Consider the following 16,533-nt stretch of genomic DNA (forward strand, 5'->3'; position numbering starts at 1 on the left):
CGAACCGCAGGCGAGCCCACTGGCGCCGCCCAATGTCGGGCGGGGGCCGGCTCACTTTCTCGTTGAAGCGGACGGCTTCCATGTCCCTGATTTCGATCCCCTCCCGTCCTTTCCGGCCTGTTGCCGCGGCTTCGCCCGGAAATCGCCCCATTGCAGCGGCATGCCCCGCCCTCATATAGCGGATTCGAGGATCCGCCCGCCGGAGACATTGCACCCGTGAAGACCTTGTCCGCGACCGCGAAGCCCGCCTTCTGGCAGCGCGCGCACCATCTTGACCGCATGACCTTCAGGGAGCTGGTGGTCGCGTACTTCCAGTATCCGGCGATCATCGCCTATCTGGCCCTTGCGGCAATCGCTGCGGGCCTCGCCATATGGCGGCCGGCGCCGCTGATCGCCACGCTGGCGACGATCGCGGTGTCGCTCTTCGTCTATCCTCTGGTGTGGTACTGCCTGCATCGCTGGGTGCTGCATTCGCGCTGGATGTGGAAATACCCGCTGCTCGCCGGCACGTGGAAGCGCATCCATTACGATCACCATCAGGATCCGAACCATCTCGAGGTGCTGTTCGGCGCGCTGCACACCACGCTGCCGACGATCGCGCTCGCCACCATGCCGATCGGCTGGGCGCTGGGCGGCTTCGGCGCGGCGATGGCGGCGCTGGCGACCGGGCTCGTCACCACCTGCTTCTACGAATTCTGCCACTGCATCCAGCATCTCGCCTACACGCCGAAGAACAAGAAGCTGGCGATGATGAAGCGCCGCCACATGGCCCATCATTTCCATGACGAGACCGGCAATTTCGGCATCACCAACTTCCTGTGGGACGATCTGCTCGGCACCACCTATGATCGGGTGAGCGAGCGCCCGAAGAGCCCGACGGTGTTCAACCTCGGCTATAGCGAGGAGGTGGCGGCGCGCTATCCGTGGGTGGCGAAGCTGTCCGGCGGGGTGGCCACCGGCCATCCGGTGGATCGCATCCGCAAGGCGCAGGCGGAGGCCCGCGCGGCCGCAAAGACCGACACCCGTTCGTGAGCGCCCCGGTGATCCGGCCGGTCTCCGGCAAGGCCGACCGCAAGGCTTTCATCGACCTGCCCTTCCGACTTTATGCCGGCGACCCCAATTGGGTGCCGCCGCTGAAGGACGAGGTGGCCGGCCTGATCACGCCGGGCAAGAACCCGTGGTTCGGCCATGGCCGTGCCGCGCTGTTCCTCGCGGAGGCGGGCGGGCGGGTGACGGGCCGCATCTCCGCCCATATCGACGATCTCGCCATCGCCCAGCCGGTCGAGCAGGGCATGGGGCCGGGCACCGGCAATTGGGGGATGCTGGAGGCGGAGGACGAAGCCACCGCCGCCGCCCTCATCGCCCATGCCGAGAATTGGCTGCGTGGCCAGGGCATGACCCGCGTGCTGGCGCCACTCTCCATCTCGATCTGGGATGAGCCGGGCCTGCTGGTGAAGGGCCATGATCATCCCCCGACGGTGATGATGGGCCATAACAAGGCCGAATATGAGGGTTGGGTGGAAGGCGCGGGCTACGCCACCGCCAAGGACCTCTACACCTACGACCTCAACATCACCGAGCCGTTCCCGCCGCTGGTGCAGCGCATCGTCGCGTCCGGCGAGCGCAACAACCGCATCACCATCCGCAAGGTGAACAAGAAGAAGTTCGCCGAGGAAGCGGCGCTGATCCTGTCGATCCTCAACGATGCCTGGGCCGACAATTGGGGCTTCGTGCCGCTTACCGACGACGAGATCGCCTATGTCGGCAAGAAGCTGAAGCCGATCGTGTTCGAGGATCTGATCCGCATCGCCGAGGTGGATGGCGAGCCGGTGGCGTTCATGATCACGCTGCCCGACCTCAACGAGTTCACGGCCGACCTCGACGGCTCGCTTTTCCCGTTCGGCTTCGTCAAGCTGTTGTGGCGCCTCAATGGCGGGTTCGGCGGCAAACCGCAGGTACGCACGATGCGCGTGCCGCTGATGGGGGTGGTCCAGAAGCTGCAGGCGACCCGCCTCGCCAGCCAGCTTGCCTTCATGATGATCGAATATATCCGCCGCGATTCGGTCGCGGATTATGGCGCCAGCCGGGGCGAAATCGGCTGGGTGCTCGAGGACAATCAGGGCATGCGCTCGATCGCCGAGACGATCGACAGCAAGGTCAACAAAATCTACCGCATTTATCAGAAGACGCTGTGATGGCGGGGGTGGCCGACCGCCGCGCCGCCTTCCGGGCGCTCCACGAGACGGGGTGCTTCGTGCTCCCCAACCCGTGGGATGTCGGCAGTGCCCGGCGGCTGGCCGGCCTGGGCTTTCCGGCGCTTGCCTCGACCAGCTGGGGCGCGGCCGTGGCAATGGGGCTTTCCGACGGCCAGCTCAGCCGCGACGCGGCGCTCGCCCATCTCGCCATGCTCGTCCAGGCGACGGAGCTGCCGGTCAATGCCGATTTCGAGGCGGGCTTCGCCGACGCGCCGGATCAGGCGGCGGCGAATGCCGTGCTCGCCGCCGACACCGGCGTCGCCGGCCTGTCGATCGAGGATCGCACCGGCGGCACCCTTTATGACTTCGATCTCGCCGTCGCCCGCATCCGCGCCGTGCGCGCGGCGCTCGACCCGGCGGTGATGCTGATCGCGCGCACCGAAGGCTATCTCGTCGGCCGACCTGATCGCGCCGAGACGATCCGCCGCATGACCGCCTTCGCCGAGGCCGGCGCGGATTGCCTTTATGCGCCGGGGATGAGCGACCTTGGTGACATCGCCGCGCTGGTGCAGGCGGTGGCGCCCAAGCCGGTCAACGTGCTGTTGTGGGGCGATGCCTTCACCGTCGCCGACGTCGCCGCGATCGGGGTCAGGCGGGTGAGCACCGGCAGCGCGCTCGCCAGGGCGGCGTGGGACGGCTTCGACGCCGCCGCCGCGGCGCTCGCCGATCAGGCGAAGGACGGTTCGGCCAGCCGCAGCGCATAGCCGCGCACGTCCGCCGGCCAGCCCGCGATCTCGCGGGCCATCGCCTCGCGATCGCCGCCGAACAGAGCGCGGATCGCCTCCTCATAGCCGGGCAGATCGCCGGCCATATCATGCATGAAGCGATAGGCGGCCTCCTGCGCGGCGCGAAGCGGCGTGGCGCCGTCCTCCTTGCGGGCGGCGTCGACCATCCGCCGCAGCGCCGCCGAGGCGCCGCCGGGCTGGGTGGCCAGCCATTCCCAATGTCGCGGCAGCAAAGTCACCTCCCGCGCGACGACGCCGAGCTTCGGCCTGCCGGGGCCGCGGACTTCGCTGGAGGCGGCCGGGGCGTCGGCCTGGGCGATATCGACCGGCCGGCCGGTGGCGTCGTCATAGACGCCGATGCTCGCGGCGGCGCCCAGCTCGCGCACGGCAGCGGCGACCTCCGCTTCCGGTCCGGAGGCGATGATGTCGGCGCCCATGAAGGCGGTGAAGGTGCGGTCGGTCATGCGGGGCGATTTACGCCCGGGTAATTCGTGCGTCAATATCATCCGGGTAATTAATCGCGCAGGCGAATCCACACCGGCGTATGGTCGCTCGCCTTCTCCTTGCCGCGCGCCGCCTTGTCGATGCCGGCATCGGCGAGCCGGTCGGCGGCGGCCGGCGACAGCAGCAGATGATCGATGCGGAAGCCGGCATCGCGCGCCCAGGCGCCGGCCTGATAATCCCAGAAGGTATAGGCCTTGCCGTGCGGCTGGCGGGTTCGGATGGCGTCGGTCCAACCCTGGTTGAGGATGCGGCGGAACGCGGCCTGGCTCTCCGGCTGCATCAGCGCATCATTGGCCATCGCGCGCACCGAGAAGGTGTCGTCGTGGGTGGCGGTGGGGATGACGTTATAATCGCCGGCCAGCACCACCGGCTCCTCGCTGCGGAGCAGCTCGGCGGCGCGGGCGGCGAAGCGCTCCATCCACGCCAGCTTATAGTCGAATTTCGGGCCGGGCTGGGGATTGCCGTTAGGAAGATAGAGGGAGGCGATGACCACGCCGTTGACCCGCGCCTCGATATAGCGGCTCTGCACATCCTCGGGGTCGCCGGCGAGGCCGCGATGCGTTTCCTCCGGGTCCTCGCCCCTGGCGAGGATGGCAACGCCGTTGAAACCCTTCTGCCCGTGCCACACCAGGCCATAGCCGGCGTCGCGGATCGCGGCCTCGGGGAATTTGTCCCCGTCCGCCTTCAGCTCCTGCAGGCAGAGCGCATCCGGCTGCGCCTCCTCCAGCCATTCGAGCAGGCGGGGGAGGCGGGCGTTGATGCCGTTGACGTTGAACGTGGCGATTTTCATGACGCCAGCCTTAGAGTTTCATCGGACCGGTGGATAGCGCGCCGGCCCTCGCGATGCGCGTCACCATCCCGCACCCGTTTCAGGAACTGGCTGCGCTACGGGCTCCGGCGTGGGCGCGACCAGCGGATGCCGAAGGGGCCCGGCGCGGCGCGGCCGGCGCTAGACCGAGAAGCTGGAGCCGCAACCGCAGCCGGACGCGGCGTTGGGATTCTCGACGCGGAACGCCGCGCCACCCAGTGATTCGACGAAATCGACGGCGCCGCCGCGGACCAGATCGAGGCTCATCGAATCGACGACCAGCCGCACTCCGTCGCGCTCGGCGACGACATCGTCGGCCTCCACCGCCTCGGCGAGGTCGAACACATATTGGAAGCCGGCACAGCCGCCGCCGTCGACGGCGAGCCTGAGGATCGCCGGCTTGCCGGTGCGCGCGGCGATGGCGGAGACGCGGGCGGCCGCGGCAGGGGTGATGTCGATGACGGCGTCGCTCATGCGAGCAAGATAGGGAGGCGGCGGCGCCCCATCAATCAGTTGACGTCTTCATTCTCTGCATCGTCCGGCGCGCCCACTTCCGGGCCGCCGAGCGCCACCTGGCCATTGGTCGGCTGGGCATCGAGCCGGTTCAGCGCCAGCATATAGTCGTCGCCCTCAAGGAACGGCATCGGATTGACGGCGCGGCCGTCGATGCGCACCTCATAGTGAAGGTGGCTGCCGGTGGAGCGCCCGGTGGAGCCCATGCGGCCGATCATGTCGCCGCGATGGACGCGGGTGTTCGGCTCGACCATGATCTCCGAAAGATGGCCGTAGCGGGTGGCGATGCCCTTGCCGTGGTCGATCTCGATCAGCTTGCCATAGCCATTGGCCCATTCCGCGCGGGCGACGACGCCGTCGGCGGTGGCATAGACCGGCGTGCCCAGCTTCCCGGGCATGTCGAGGCCGGCATGCATGGCGGCGGTGTGGCGGAACGGATCCGAGCGCACGCCGAAGCTGGAGGAGAGGCTGATCTCTTCCTGGAGCGGCTTTTGCGAGGGGATGGCGATGGTGTTGGCCGCGGTATCGACCTGATCGAGGCGCTTCCAGCTGTCGAACAGCGAGCGGAACTTGACGTCAGGCGCCCGATCCGTGGTGGCGGCGAAAGCAGGGGCGGAAACGGCGGAGAAGGCGGAAAGGATCAGCAACGCACGCGCTACGACATGGGACCGGAATGCTGCGAGCATGAAAATCCTCGGTGACCTGGTTTCGCGTTTCCGGACCGGAACTTTCGTGCCGGTCCGGATTTTCTGTCACCGTTGAGTGGACTTACGTCCCCCCGCCCCCGGTGTCGTCCCCTTCTCGGCGGGTTCGGGGTGCCGGGGCAAGGCCGGCGTAATAGTCCCGCGTCAGACCGGCAGCGGCACGCGCTGAGTCGTTGAAAGGTTCCTTCAAACTTCCACGAAATCGCGCTGAAACGATGCCGCGCCAGGTTTCCGCGGGCGCGACTCGCCGCGCCGAGCAGGCGAATTCGAACCAATAAGTGCCGGCACGGACATGGTTGATTTCGTCGGCGAGGATGCGGCGCAGGATGCGGACGGTGGCCTCGTCGCCGGCCGCCTCGAAGCGGGCGAGCGTGGCCGGCGTGACGTCGAGGCCGCGCGCCTCCAGCACCATCGGCACGATGGCGATGCGGGCGAGCGCGTCGTCCGCGGTCATCGCTGCCGCGTCCCACAGCCCGCCATGCGCCGGCAGGTCGCCATAAGCCGCGCCGAGCGCGCGCAGCCGCCGGTCGAGCAGCGCGAAGTGCATCGCCTCCTCGGCCCCGACCTTCATCCACTGATCGGCGAAGGCGCGCGGGAATTCCCCTCCGAAGCGGCCGACGAGATCGAAGGCGAGGTCGATCGCGGCGAATTCGATATGGGCGAGCGCGTGGATCAGGGCGATGCGATTCTCCGTCGATCCCCCCCGCCCGCGCTTGGGCATGCGGTTCGGCGGCAGCAGCTCGGGCTGCGCCGGCCGTGCGGGCTCGTCCGGCATCGTCACGTCGAAGACATGGGCCAGCCGCCCCAGCCGCCAGTCCCGCGCCGCCGCCCGCGCCCTGCGCACCTTGGCGGCGGGATCGGAGGTGACGAGGACGGCGCGGGCCGCGGCGGCGAGCGTCGGCTCAGCTATGGCGTGGCTCGCCGAGGCTGGCCTGGAGGGTTTCGGCGGCGCGCAGCACCTCGTCGGCGTGGCCGGGCACCTTCACCTTGCGCCAGATGCGCGCGATGCGGCCGTCCTTGTCGATCAGGAAGGTGGCGCGGTCGATGCCCATATATTTGCGCCCGTACATCGACTTTTCGACCCAGGTGCCGAACGCCTCGCACACCGCGCCGTCACTATCGGTCGCGAGCGGGATCTTGAGATCATATTTGGCGATGAACCTGGAATGGTCGGCGGCGCTGTTCCTGGAGACGCCAAGGATGCCGGTGTTGGCCATGTCGAAGGCGGCCTTGAGGCGGCTGAAATCCTGCGCCTCGGCGGTGCAGCCGGAGGTGTCGTCCTTCGGATAGAAATAGAGCACCAGCGGGCTGCCGCGCAGCTCCGACAGGGTCAGCGTGCCGCCTTCCGGCGTGGCCAGCGTGACGTCCGGGGCCGTGTCGCCTTCGTTCAGCATCTCATTCCTCTCCCTTCACGGCGGCCCATGCCGCGGACACGCTCTGCCGCGCGTCGGCATAGGCGGCAAGCAGGTGCGCCCAGTCGACCATGCCACAGGCGCGTGCGAGCAACGCATGGGTCGCCGGCGCGGGTTCCGTCGAATCCGGCGAGACGAGGCGCAGTGTCACCAGCAGACGGGTGAGAAGATCATGCGCCGGCCCGAGCGCGGCGGGCAGCAGCCCCTGTCCGCCGAGATCGGCGATCGCCTCGCCGAGGCGTGGCGAGAGGCCGGCGCGGTGGCTCAGCTGGGTGACGTGCACGGCGAATTCCAGATCGACGAGGCCGCCATCCGCCAGCTTGACGTCGAAGGGCCCGGCCGGCGGCTTGTGGCGGGCGATGTCGTCGCGCATCTTGATCGCGTCGGCAAGCAGCGCCTCGCGGTCGCGCGGGCGGCCGAGCACCTCGTCGATCACCGCCTGCAATGCGGCGCGGGCCGCGGCCGATCCGAACACCGGGCGGGCGCGGGTCAACGCCATATGCTCCCAGGTCCAGGCCTGCTCGCGCTGGTAGCGGGCGAAGCTGTCGATGGTGACAGCGAGCAGCCCGTCCTTGCCCGAGGGGCGAAGCCGGGTGTCGACCTGATAGAGCGGCCCGGCGGCGGTGGCGACGGTGAGCGCGCCGGTGACGCGCTGGGCGAGGCGGTTGAAATAATGGGTCGCGCCCAGCGGCCGTGGGCCGTCCGATTCGGCGAGATGATCGCCGGTGAACAGATAGACGAGGTCGAGATCGGAGGCGTGGGTCAGCGCCCCGCCGCCGAGGCGCCCGAGCGCGAGGATCAGCAGTTCGCCGCCCGGCACGCGGCCATGGGCGCGCTCGAACTCGGCAACGGTGGCCGCGACCAGCACCGCGATCGCCGCCTCGGCGAGGCGGGAATGGCCGGCGGCAACTTCCAGCGGATCGGCGGTGCCGGCGACGAGCTGCGCGCCAAGCGCGAAGCGCCGCTCGCCGACCGCCGCCCGCACCCGGTCGAGCAGCGCCTGATAATCCTCGCCGGTCTCGCCGGCGGAGAGGCCGGCGGCGATCTCCTCGGTGCTGCCTGCCGGCTGGAGGGCGGTGGCGTCGATCAGCCCGTCGAGCAGCGCCGGCCGCCGGCCCAGCGCCTCGGCAAGCGCGGGGGCGAGCGACAATATGTCGCCGACCAGCGCCGCCAGCTGCGGGCGCGCGGCGAGCAGGCGGAACAGGTTCACCGCACTGGGCAGGCGGGCGACGAGATCGTCGAAGCGGTTGAGCGCATGGCCGGGATCGGCGCCGCGCCCGAAGGCGGCGACGAGGCCGGGCAACAGGCCCTCCAGCGCCTCCTGAGCTGCGGCGGAGCGTAATGACGGCAAGGCGCCGGCGCGCAGATGCTCGATGCGGGCGCGGGCGGCGGCAGGGTCGGCGAAGCCCGCACGGGCGAGCGCCGCCTCCATCGCTTCCGGCGCGCGGGGCAGGCCGGCTGGCGCATCGTCCGGCTCAAGCCCGTCATAGACGAGGCCGACCCGCGCGACCGCCGGCGCGAGCATGCCGACGAGCGCGTCGCCGTCGTCGAGGCCGTGCAGCCGGGCGACATTGTCGAGCGCCGCACGGTCGAGCGGCAGGGAATGGGTCTGGCGGTCGTCGACCATCTGCAGGCGATGCTCGATCGTGCGGAACAGGCGGTAGGCCTCGGCCAGCGCCCCGGCATCCCCGGCGTCGATGCGGCCGGCGCCGGCCAGCGCGGCGAGCGCGTCGAGCGTCGCCGGGTGGCGCAGCGTCGGATCGCGGCCGCCATAGATGAGCTGGTGGATCTGGGCGAAGAACTCCACTTCGCGAATGCCGCCGCGGCCGCGCTTGAGGTCGAAGCCGGGGCCGAGCTTCTGGCCTTGCGCGTAATGATCGCGGATGCGCGCCGACAGGCCGCGTATCTCGCGGATCGCGCCATAATCGAGCGCGCGCCGCCAGACGAAGGGGCGGATTTCGGCGAGAAACCCCTCGCCCAGCGCGCGATCGCCGGCGGCGGCGCGGGCGCGGATGAAGGCGGCGCGCTCCCACGGCAAGGCGCTCGATTCATAATAGCTGATCGCCGCCGACACGGGCAAAGCCGGCGGCGTCGCCTCCGGGGCGGGGCGGAGCCGCAGGTCGATGCGGAATACATAGCCGTCCGCGTCGCGGGCTTGCATCAGCTCGACCACCCGCCGCGCGATGCGCGCTGCCGCCTCGCCGGGCTCCTCGCGCGTGCGGCGCGGCAGCGTCGCCGGGTCGAAGATCAGGATCGGGTCGATGTCGGAGGAATAATTGAGTTCGCGGCTGCCATGCTTGCCGAGGGCGAGGGCGGCGAAGCCAAGCGGCTCGGCGTCGGGCGTGCGCTCTGCGATGGCGGTGCGGATCGCCCGGTCGAGCGCGCGATCGGCGAAATCGGAGAGATGGCGGACCACTGTCTCGAACGGCGCCATCCCGGCGAGGTCGGCCAGTGCCAGCGCCAGCGCCACGCCCTGCTTCTCGCGCCGGAGCGCGCGACCCGGCGGTTCATCCCCGGCGGCGAGCGTCGCCGCGAGGGCCAGCGCGGCATCGAGCCCGTCTGCCGCCAGCGCCTCCACGATCTCCGGCCGGCGGGCGATGAGCCCGCGCAGGAACGGCGCATGCGCCTCGGCGCGCGCAATGGCTTGCGTCAAAGATGTCACGCCCCCTCCATCGCCGACCTTTGGCGCGAAACTCGCCGTGCGGCAATGCGTTGGAGGGAATATGAAGTCTGGAACGCCCTATCCCACGCCGTCGGCACGACGGGACGCAGCGACGCCGATCGCCGTGCCCCGGCCGATGCAGGACGGCGTCGGCCGCGCGCTCAACGCCGCCTATCCGGCGCCACGCGACGAGATATCGCGCGACCTGGCGGTGTTGCTGGAGCGGCTGCACTAGCTCCGGGGGCGCCCCGTCGTGCCTGAAGCCCGCGCCGGGCTCAGGACACGCTTTGGAACATGTTCGGGGTGATGCCACGTCCGGGGGAGGCGGATCGCCCGCCCGTGACGCGCCCTCACCGGTCGCGGCTGAGATCGTCCACTTCGCTCATGATCGTCTGCAGCGCGGTGCGACCGGGATCGGCCTTGTGGGTATGACGCGACGGCAGCTTGCCTTCGGTCAGCAAGGCTTCGAGTGCCACGCGGCCACGGGCGACGCGGCTCTTGATGGTGCCCACGGCGCAGCCGCAAATCTCCGCCGCTTCCTCATAGGCGAAGCCGCCCGCGCCGACGAGGATCAGCGCCTCGCGCTGCGGCTGCGGCAGGTGGAGCAGCGCGCGCTGCATGTCGCCAAGCTCGACATGGCGATCCTGGCTGGCCGGCGCGGCGAGCAGGCGCGATGCCGTCACCTCGTCCCATTCGCCCTTGAAGCGCGCGCGGCGCATCTGGCTGAGGAACAGATTGCGCAGGATGATGAAGGTCCAGGCGCGCATGTTGGTGCCGGCCTGGAAGCGCTTGCGCGCCGCCCAGGCCTTGAGCAGCGTTTCCTGCACGAGATCATCGGCGAGATCCCGGTTGCCGGACAGCGAGCGCCCGAACGCACGCAGATGCGGGATCACCTGGGCGAGCTGGGTCTTGAACTCGTCATCGGGGAGGGCGACGTGCGGTTCCGCGTTCGCGCTTCCCTGATCGTCCGTCTTGTCATCGGCGGCCGGGCCGGACTTGGACAAAAGCTTTACTCCCCCGTGATTACCCAAGGATGTAGGGTGGACGGCATGGCCGCGCCAGTGCCGCGCCGCTGCCTGTTGTTCCGTCAGCGCCACAGGAACAGCAGGAGGGCGAAGATGATGACGACCGCGGCGAGCGAGATCGAAAGCACATAGCGGGTCACGCGCGGCGTGGTGCCGGCGCGCGCCTCCGTCCGGTTAAGATGGATGTCGTTGTCCATGGCGGAACGCTCCCAACGTGTCTCTTGGCCATGCCAACGAGGGAAGCCGGAAGCTTGTTCCGTTACATCGCGGGAACGGTCGCGCTGTCGAAGAACAGGGCCTGGCTGATCGCCGCCTTCACCGTGGACCGCTGGAACGGCTTGGTGATCAGGAAGGTCGGTTCCGGCCGCTCGCCGGTCAGCAGTCGCTCGGGGAAGGCGGTGATGAAGATCACCGGCACCGAGAACTGGGCGAGGATGTCCTTGACGGCGTCGATGCCCGAGCTGTCGTCGGCAAGCTGGATGTCGGCCAGCACCAGCCCCGGACGGCGCTGCATGGCGAGTTGCACCGCCTCGTCGCGGGTGACGGCGACGCCGGTCACACCATGGCCGAGATCGCGCACGATCGTTTCGAGATCCATGGCGATGATCGGCTCGTCCTCGATGATCATCACCTCCGCATGGGTCTGGCGCTCGATCTCGGCCAGCGCGTCGGCGACGAGCCGCTCGATCTCCTCCGGCTCCTCGTCGAGGAGGAAGGCGGCATCCTCGGGCGTGAAGCCTTCCATCGCGGTCAGCAGCAGCGCCTGGCGCGACAGCGGCGTCACCCGGGCGAGGCGGGCGCGGGCGATCGCCTGGGGATCGCCATCATCCTCGCTGTCGTCGGCGGGGCCGGTCTCGATATTGGCCGAGGACCAGATCGCCTGAAAGGTGCGATAAAGGCCGAGCCTGGCGTCCACGTCGCGCGGGAAATCGCCCGGCGCAGCCACGATCGCCTCCAGCGTCGCGCGCACATATTGGTCGCCATGGGTCTGGCTGCCCGTGAGGGCGCGTGCATAGCGCCGGAGAAACGGAAGGTGCGGCGCGAGTTCTTGGCCCAGCGACATGGGTGATGTGACTCCCTTGAGTCCCGGCCCCTTGGAAGGGCGGGAATGTAGTTCATACGTCGTAGCTGCTTCCCGCTGCGGATAAAATGCAAGGTGGGACCGAAACGACGCTCCGGGTGCGGAACAATCGATCAGGTCTTTTGTTTCATGCGATGATGCGGCAGTGGCGGATATCCGGCGACGGAGACACCGCCGGGTGACGCGAGCACAGGCTTTGCCCTTGCGGGCGGTCTGAATGCGGCACAGCGGGCGGAAACGTCCCGGGGGCGCCGCGTGTTCATTTTCCGGCGCGTTTTGCCGGTGGCGCCTGTTCGGCGTGCGCCGGTCGCGGCCAAAGGGGATGGGGCGGACAGGCTTGAGTGAGATCAGCAGCAAAGCGACCGGGAAAACGAACAAGCCGCGCCGCGCGTTCAAAAATGGCCGTCCTTCGGAGGCGGGCGTCGGCAGCGTGCTGCGCACCATCTACGACCAGACGGTCAAGGAAACGGTGCCCCAGGAAATGCTCGATCTGCTCGGCAAGCTGGACTGAGCGTCGATGCGCGCCTGCGCCGCAGGCGTACCGCCCGGTATAGCGGCCCCGACTTCCTGATATGGTTTCGCGATTGCGCGGAGCTTCTTTGCGCGCCGATAATTCTGCGAACATGACTTCTCCGCGAGATCAGCCCGCCATCGCTCCTTCCGGCGTCGCCACGCCCGGAGACCATGGCGGCGAAAGTGCGATGGCGCGCCCGTTCACCGGGCTGCCGACCAACGCCAAGCTGATCCTGCTGATGCTCCTGGCGCTGACGCCGTTGATGATCATCGCGGTGCTCGCCTCGGCGGAGACGGCGCGGATCAACCGCGCGGCGCGCGAATCCGCCAGCCTCGCCATCGCCACGGACAGCGCGCGCGCCATCGACGTGCTGGTCGCGCGCACCGCGCTGACCCTGCGGGCGTCGGGAACGGCGCTCTCCACCTCCGGCGAGGCGACCTGCCAGCGCACGCTGAGCTCGCTCGCCGCGGAACACCGGGTCGCGGTGGATTTCGCCCTCCGCGACATTGAGGGCCGGCTGATCTGCTCCACCTCCGGCTACCAGCCGATCGATCGCCCGGTGGTGACCCGCGCCAACGCCACCATCCACATCGGCGCCGACGGCGAGACGCTGATCGTCACCACCTTCGCCGGCAATGACCGGCTGGTCGGCGAGGCACGCTTCGCGCGCGCCACGATCGCCGAAACGGCGCGTCCGCGTCTGGCGGAAGGCCCGTACCGGCTGGTGCTGCGCGAGGGCGATCGCTCGATGGCGCTCGGGGGCACGCCCGAAATCTCGATGGATGGCACCACCAACGCGGTGCCGGTGGTCGACGGCCAGGGCCGGCTGGAACTCAGCCTGCCGACCCGCCGCGCCACGGCGAGCGAAATGCTCAGCATCGCGCTGCCTGTCGTGATGCTGCTGGCGGCGGGGCTGGTGGCGTTCATCGTCACCGACCGGCTGATGCTGCGTCCGCTGCGTCAGTTGCAGGCGGCGGTGCTCGCCTATCGCGCCGGCGACAAATCGCTCGTCATCCCGCGTATCACCACGCCGGCGCACGAAATCCGCCGGCTCGCCTCCGCCTTCCGCAGCGTCACCAACACCATCGGCCGCCACGAGGCCGACCTGGAGGAGGGGCTTGCCCGCCAGACGCGGCTGACGCGTGAGGTGCATCACCGGGTCAAGAACAACCTCCAGGTCGTCGCCTCGCTGCTCAGCCTGCACGCGCGCGGCGCGCAGAGCCGCGAGGTCGCCGACGCCTATGCCTCGATCCAGCGGCGGGTCGATGCGCTCGCCGTCGTCCACCGCAATCACTATGCCGAACTGGAGGAAAATCGCGGCGTGGCGCTGCGCCCGCTGATCAGCGAGCTTGCCGCCAACCTGCGCGCCACGGCGCCGGCCAATGCGGTCTCCATGCCGATATTGCTCGAGCTGGAATCGCTGCACGCGACGCAGGACGTGGCCGTGCCGGTGGCGTTCCTGATCACCGAAATGGTCGAAGCGTCGATGCTGCGTGCGCCCAAGGGCACGGTGGCGATCGGCCTCACGCAGGTATCGCCGACGCGCGCCGCGTTGAGCGTGGCCTCTCCGGCGCTGACCGCTGCCGCCACCGAAGCCGATGGCAAGCATGGCGAACGCTTCGACCGCGTGCTGACCGGTCTCGCCCGCCAGCTCCGCGCCACGCTGGAGCGCGACGAGGCAGCCGGCAGGCTGTCGATCGAGATCGGGATCGTCTAGTCGAGGTTCGGGCGCAACCAGCGCCGCGCCGTGTCGAGATCGACCCCGCGACGCGCGGCATAATCGGTCAGCTGATCCTCGCCGATCCGCGCCACGCCGAAATATTGGGCGTCCGGGTGGCCGAAATAAAATCCGGACACGGCCGCTGTCGGCAGCATCGCGAAATGCTCGGTCAGCGTGATCCCGGTCGCCGGCCCGGCGTCGAGCAGGTCGAACAGCATCGGCTTCAGGCTGTGGTCGGGGCAGGCCGGATAGCCGGGCGCGGGGCGGATGCCGCGATATTGCTCGCGGATCAGCGCGTCGTTGGTCAGCTGCTCGTCGGCGGCATAGCCCCAGAGCGTGGTGCGCACATGGAGGTGAAGCCGTTCGGCCAAGGCCTCGGCAAGGCGATCGGCCAGGGCCTTCAACAGGATGTCGCGATAATCGTCATGCTCGGCCCTGAAGCGGGCGAGATGCGGCTCGATGCCGTGCCCCGCCGTCACCGCGAAGCCGCCGATCCAGTCGCCGTCGGGCGAGATGAAGTCGGCGAGGCACATATTCGCCCGGCCTTCGCGCTTCTTGATCTGCTGGCGGAGCATCGGCAGGCGGACCTCGCCGGCGTCGCCTTCGACGAGGATGTCGTCGCCGTCCCGACGGCATGGCCACAGACAGGCGACCCCCTTCGCGGTCAGCCATTTCTCGGCGATGACCTGATCGAGCATCGTCTGCGCGTCAGCCCACAGCGCTCGCGCGCTTTCGCCGACCACCGGATCGTCGAGGATCGCCGGATAGGTGCCGGCCAGCTCCCAGGCGCGGAAGAAGGGCGTCCAGTCGATATAGTCGCGCAGATCGGCAAGCGACCAATCCTCGTAGACATGGCGGCCGGGCAGGCGCGGGGCCGGCGGCATCTGGTCGGCGGCGAAGGGAAAGGCGTTGGCGCGCGCCTCGTCGATCGGCGCGAGCGCGTTCTGGCCCTTGCCCTCGCGCGCGGCGCGGATGGCGGCATAGTCGCTGGCGGTATCGGTGACGAAGCCGTCGCGCTGGGTGTCCGAGATCAGCGCGGAGGCGACGCCGACGGCACGGCTGGCGTCGAGCACATGCACCACCGGCCCTTCATAGGCCGGCGCGATGCGCAGCGCGGTGTGGACCTTCGACGTGGTCGCCCCGCCGATGAGCAGCGGCATGGTCATGCCGGCGCGCGCCATCTCGCTCGCCACCGTCACCATCTCGTCCAGAGACGGCGTGATCAGGCCGGAAAGGCCGATCATGTCCGCGTCATTCTCGTTGGCGGCCTTGAGGATGTCCGTCCACGGCACCATCACGCCGAGGTCGATGACCTCATAGCCGTTGCACTGGAGCACGACGCCGACGATGTTCTTGCCGATATCGTGGACGTCGCCCTTCACCGTGGCCATGACGATGCGCCCCTTGGCGCGTTGTCCGGCCGTCTTCTCCGCTTCGATATAGGGCAGGAGGTGGGCGACCGCCTTCTTCATCACGCGGGCCGACTTCACCACCTGCGGCAGGAACATCTTGCCCGCCCCGAACAGGTCGCCGACGACGTTCATGCCGTCCATCAGCGGCCCTTCGATCACCTCGATCGGACGGGGGAATTGCAGCCGCGCTTCCTCGGTATCCTCGACGACGAAGGCATCGAGACCCTTGACGAGCGCATGCTCCAGCCGCCTGGCGACCGGCCAGCTGCGCCATTCCTCGGCCTGCTTCTCGGCCTCCGGATTGCCGCCGCGGAACCGCTCGGCGAGGGTGATCAGCCGCTCGGTGGCGTCGTCCCGCCGATCCCAGATGACGTCCTCGCACGCTTCGCGCAGCTCCGGGTCGATGGCGTCATAGACGTCGAGCTGGCCGGCATTGACGATGCCCATGTCCATGCCCGCCTGGATGGCATGATAGAGGAACACGCTGTGCATCGCGCGCCTGACCGGCTCGTTGCCGCGGAACGAGAAGCTGAGGTTGGAGACGCCGCCCGAAATGTGGCAGCCCGGGCAGCGGGCGCGGATCTCGCGCGTCGCCTCGATGAAGTCGATGGCATAGCGGCGATGCTCGTCGATGCCGGTCGCCACCGCGAAGATATTCGGATCGAAGATGATGTCCTCGGGCGGAAAGCCGTCGGCGACCAGCAGGTCATAGGCGCGCGCGCAGATTTCGATCTTGCGCTCCTTGGTGTCGGCCTGTCCCACCTCGTCGAAGGCCATCACCACCACGGCGGCGCCATAGGCGCGCACCTTGCGGGCATGTTCGAGGAAGGGCTCGATGCCCTCCTTCATGCTGATCGAATTGACGATCGGCTTGCCCGAGACGCATTTCAGCCCCGCCTCGATCACGCTCCATTTGGAGCTGTCGATCATGATCGGCACGCGCGCGATGTCGGGCTCGGCGGCGATCAGGTTGAGGAAGGTGACCATCGCCGCCTCGGCGTCGAGCAGGCCCTCGTCCATGTTGACGTCGACGATCTGCGCGCCGTTCTCCACCTGGCTGCGCGCCACCTCCACGGCCCTGGCGTAATCGCCGGCCATGATCAGCTTCTTGAACGCCGCCGATCCGGTGACGTTGGTGCGTTCGCCGATATTGACGAAGGTAGCGGTGGAGGTCTGGGTCACGTCTGGTTCCGGAAGC

17 protein-coding genes are annotated in these 16,533 nt (G+C 68.9%); 6 read left to right on the forward strand and 11 right to left on the reverse strand.

Features of this window, described 5'->3' with window-relative positions; translation table 11 throughout:
- The first annotated feature begins 279 nt into the window (after positions 1 to 279).
- The 3 genes from KOF26_RS04515 to KOF26_RS04525 are packed head-to-tail and all read left to right on the forward strand — an operon-like array spanning position 280 to position 2,959.
- A complete protein-coding gene (locus KOF26_RS04515; protein WP_216321705.1) occupies positions 280 to 1,032 on the forward strand; it encodes a sterol desaturase family protein in 753 nt (250 codons plus the stop codon).
- Positions 1,029 to 2,195 carry an N-acetyltransferase gene (locus KOF26_RS04520; protein WP_216320787.1) on the forward strand — a complete coding sequence of 389 codons (1,167 nt, stop codon included), beginning with the start codon at positions 1,029 to 1,031 and terminating at the stop codon, positions 2,193 to 2,195. Before KOF26_RS04515 ends, KOF26_RS04520 begins: the two co-directional genes overlap by 4 nt.
- Positions 2,195 to 2,959, forward strand: a complete 765-nt coding sequence (locus KOF26_RS04525; protein ID WP_216320790.1) for an isocitrate lyase/PEP mutase family protein — start codon at positions 2,195 to 2,197, stop codon at positions 2,957 to 2,959. Before KOF26_RS04520 ends, KOF26_RS04525 begins: the two co-directional genes overlap by 1 nt.
- Here KOF26_RS04525 and KOF26_RS04530 read toward each other — a convergent pair.
- The 7 genes from KOF26_RS04530 to KOF26_RS04560 all read right to left on the reverse strand — a co-directional run bounded on the left by KOF26_RS04530 (position 2,923) and on the right by KOF26_RS04560 (position 9,583).
- On the reverse strand, positions 2,923 to 3,444 hold the full coding sequence (locus KOF26_RS04530; RefSeq protein WP_216320793.1) for a DUF2239 family protein: 522 nt from the start codon (positions 3,442 to 3,444) through the stop codon (positions 2,923 to 2,925). The genes KOF26_RS04525 and KOF26_RS04530 overlap by 37 nt on opposite strands.
- A 50-nt stretch (positions 3,445 to 3,494) precedes the next feature.
- Positions 3,495 to 4,274 (reverse strand): exodeoxyribonuclease III, encoded by a 780-nt coding sequence (gene xth / locus KOF26_RS04535; protein ID WP_216320796.1) that lies wholly within the window; start codon positions 4,272 to 4,274, stop codon positions 3,495 to 3,497.
- Between the two features lie 159 nt (positions 4,275 to 4,433).
- A complete protein-coding gene (gene erpA, locus KOF26_RS04540) occupies positions 4,434 to 4,766 on the reverse strand; it encodes an iron-sulfur cluster insertion protein ErpA (protein WP_216320800.1) in 333 nt (110 codons plus the stop codon).
- Positions 4,767 to 4,801: 35 nt separating this feature from the next.
- Positions 4,802 to 5,491, reverse strand: coding sequence for a M23 family metallopeptidase (locus KOF26_RS04545; RefSeq protein ID WP_216320803.1), 690 nt, complete (start codon positions 5,489 to 5,491; stop codon positions 4,802 to 4,804).
- A gap of 82 nt (positions 5,492 to 5,573) precedes the next feature.
- The gene (locus KOF26_RS04550; RefSeq protein ID WP_216321707.1) at positions 5,574 to 6,419 is read right to left on the reverse strand and encodes a ferritin-like domain-containing protein; all 846 of its coding nucleotides are present in this window, start codon (positions 6,417 to 6,419) and stop codon (positions 5,574 to 5,576) included.
- Positions 6,412 to 6,903 (reverse strand): peroxiredoxin, encoded by a 492-nt coding sequence (locus KOF26_RS04555; RefSeq protein WP_216320806.1) that lies wholly within the window; start codon positions 6,901 to 6,903, stop codon positions 6,412 to 6,414. The genes KOF26_RS04550 and KOF26_RS04555 overlap by 8 nt, the downstream gene beginning before the upstream one ends.
- A 1-nt stretch (position 6,904) precedes the next feature.
- Positions 6,905 to 9,583 (reverse strand): bifunctional [glutamine synthetase] adenylyltransferase/[glutamine synthetase]-adenylyl-L-tyrosine phosphorylase, encoded by a 2,679-nt coding sequence (locus KOF26_RS04560; RefSeq protein WP_216320808.1) that lies wholly within the window; start codon positions 9,581 to 9,583, stop codon positions 6,905 to 6,907.
- A gap of 61 nt (positions 9,584 to 9,644) precedes the next feature.
- Between KOF26_RS04560 and KOF26_RS04565 the strand changes: the two genes are divergently transcribed.
- Positions 9,645 to 9,818, forward strand: a complete 174-nt coding sequence (locus KOF26_RS04565; RefSeq protein WP_216320811.1) for a hypothetical protein — start codon at positions 9,645 to 9,647, stop codon at positions 9,816 to 9,818.
- Positions 9,819 to 9,933: 115 nt separating this feature from the next.
- Here KOF26_RS04565 and KOF26_RS04570 read toward each other — a convergent pair whose 3' ends face one another.
- The 3 genes from KOF26_RS04570 to KOF26_RS04575 all read right to left on the reverse strand — a co-directional run bounded on the left by KOF26_RS04570 (position 9,934) and on the right by KOF26_RS04575 (position 11,671).
- Positions 9,934 to 10,587 carry a sigma-70 family RNA polymerase sigma factor gene (locus KOF26_RS04570; RefSeq protein WP_216320814.1) on the reverse strand — a complete coding sequence of 218 codons (654 nt, stop codon included), beginning with the start codon at positions 10,585 to 10,587 and terminating at the stop codon, positions 9,934 to 9,936.
- A gap of 83 nt (positions 10,588 to 10,670) precedes the next feature.
- Positions 10,671 to 10,805 (reverse strand): hypothetical protein, encoded by a 135-nt coding sequence (locus KOF26_RS17280; protein WP_301183109.1) that lies wholly within the window; start codon positions 10,803 to 10,805, stop codon positions 10,671 to 10,673.
- 62 nt (positions 10,806 to 10,867) lie between these two features.
- Positions 10,868 to 11,671 (reverse strand): response regulator, encoded by an 804-nt coding sequence (locus KOF26_RS04575; protein WP_216320817.1) that lies wholly within the window; start codon positions 11,669 to 11,671, stop codon positions 10,868 to 10,870.
- Between the two features lie 355 nt (positions 11,672 to 12,026).
- On the opposite strand from KOF26_RS04575, the gene KOF26_RS04580 reads away from it, so the two are divergent.
- Entirely contained in the window at positions 12,027 to 12,200 is a 174-nt protein-coding gene (locus KOF26_RS04580) for a NepR family anti-sigma factor (protein ID WP_253201093.1), read from the forward strand.
- Between the two features lie 112 nt (positions 12,201 to 12,312).
- Positions 12,313 to 13,920: a sensor histidine kinase gene (locus KOF26_RS04585; protein WP_216320822.1), complete on the forward strand. Its 1,608-nt coding sequence runs from the start codon at positions 12,313 to 12,315 to the stop codon at positions 13,918 to 13,920.
- Here KOF26_RS04585 and metH read toward each other — a convergent pair.
- Positions 13,917 to 16,517: a methionine synthase gene (metH, locus tag KOF26_RS04590; RefSeq protein WP_216320825.1), complete on the reverse strand. Its 2,601-nt coding sequence runs from the start codon at positions 16,515 to 16,517 to the stop codon at positions 13,917 to 13,919. The genes KOF26_RS04585 and metH overlap by 4 nt on opposite strands.
- Positions 16,518 to 16,533: the final 16 nt, after the last annotated feature.

Source organism: Sphingomonas quercus, assembly GCF_018863195.1.
Taxonomy (GTDB): Bacteria; Pseudomonadota; Alphaproteobacteria; order Sphingomonadales; family Sphingomonadaceae; genus Solisphingomonas; species Solisphingomonas quercus.

Excerpts from the sequence above, each read along its gene's own strand:
- KOF26_RS04515 (WP_216321705.1), top strand. The coding sequence starts at position 280 with ATGACCTTCAGGGAGCTGGTGGTCGCGTACTTCCAGTATCCGGCGATC.
- KOF26_RS04525 (WP_216320790.1), top strand. The coding sequence starts at position 2,195 with ATGGCGGGGGTGGCCGACCGCCGCGCCGCCTTCCGGGCGCTCCACGAG.
- KOF26_RS04530 (WP_216320793.1), bottom strand. The coding sequence starts at position 3,444 with ATGACCGACCGCACCTTCACCGCCTTCATGGGCGCCGACATCATCGCC.
- xth (WP_216320796.1), bottom strand. The coding sequence starts at position 4,274 with ATGAAAATCGCCACGTTCAACGTCAACGGCATCAACGCCCGCCTCCCC.
- erpA (WP_216320800.1), bottom strand. The coding sequence starts at position 4,766 with ATGAGCGACGCCGTCATCGACATCACCCCTGCCGCGGCCGCCCGCGTC.
- KOF26_RS04545 (WP_216320803.1), bottom strand. The coding sequence starts at position 5,491 with ATGCTCGCAGCATTCCGGTCCCATGTCGTAGCGCGTGCGTTGCTGATC.
- KOF26_RS04555 (WP_216320806.1), bottom strand. The coding sequence starts at position 6,903 with ATGCTGAACGAAGGCGACACGGCCCCGGACGTCACGCTGGCCACGCCG.
- KOF26_RS04565 (WP_216320811.1), top strand. The coding sequence starts at position 9,645 with ATGAAGTCTGGAACGCCCTATCCCACGCCGTCGGCACGACGGGACGCA.
- KOF26_RS17280 (WP_301183109.1), bottom strand. The coding sequence starts at position 10,805 with ATGGACAACGACATCCATCTTAACCGGACGGAGGCGCGCGCCGGCACC.
- KOF26_RS04575 (WP_216320817.1), bottom strand. The coding sequence starts at position 11,671 with ATGTCGCTGGGCCAAGAACTCGCGCCGCACCTTCCGTTTCTCCGGCGC.
- KOF26_RS04585 (WP_216320822.1), top strand. The coding sequence starts at position 12,313 with ATGACTTCTCCGCGAGATCAGCCCGCCATCGCTCCTTCCGGCGTCGCC.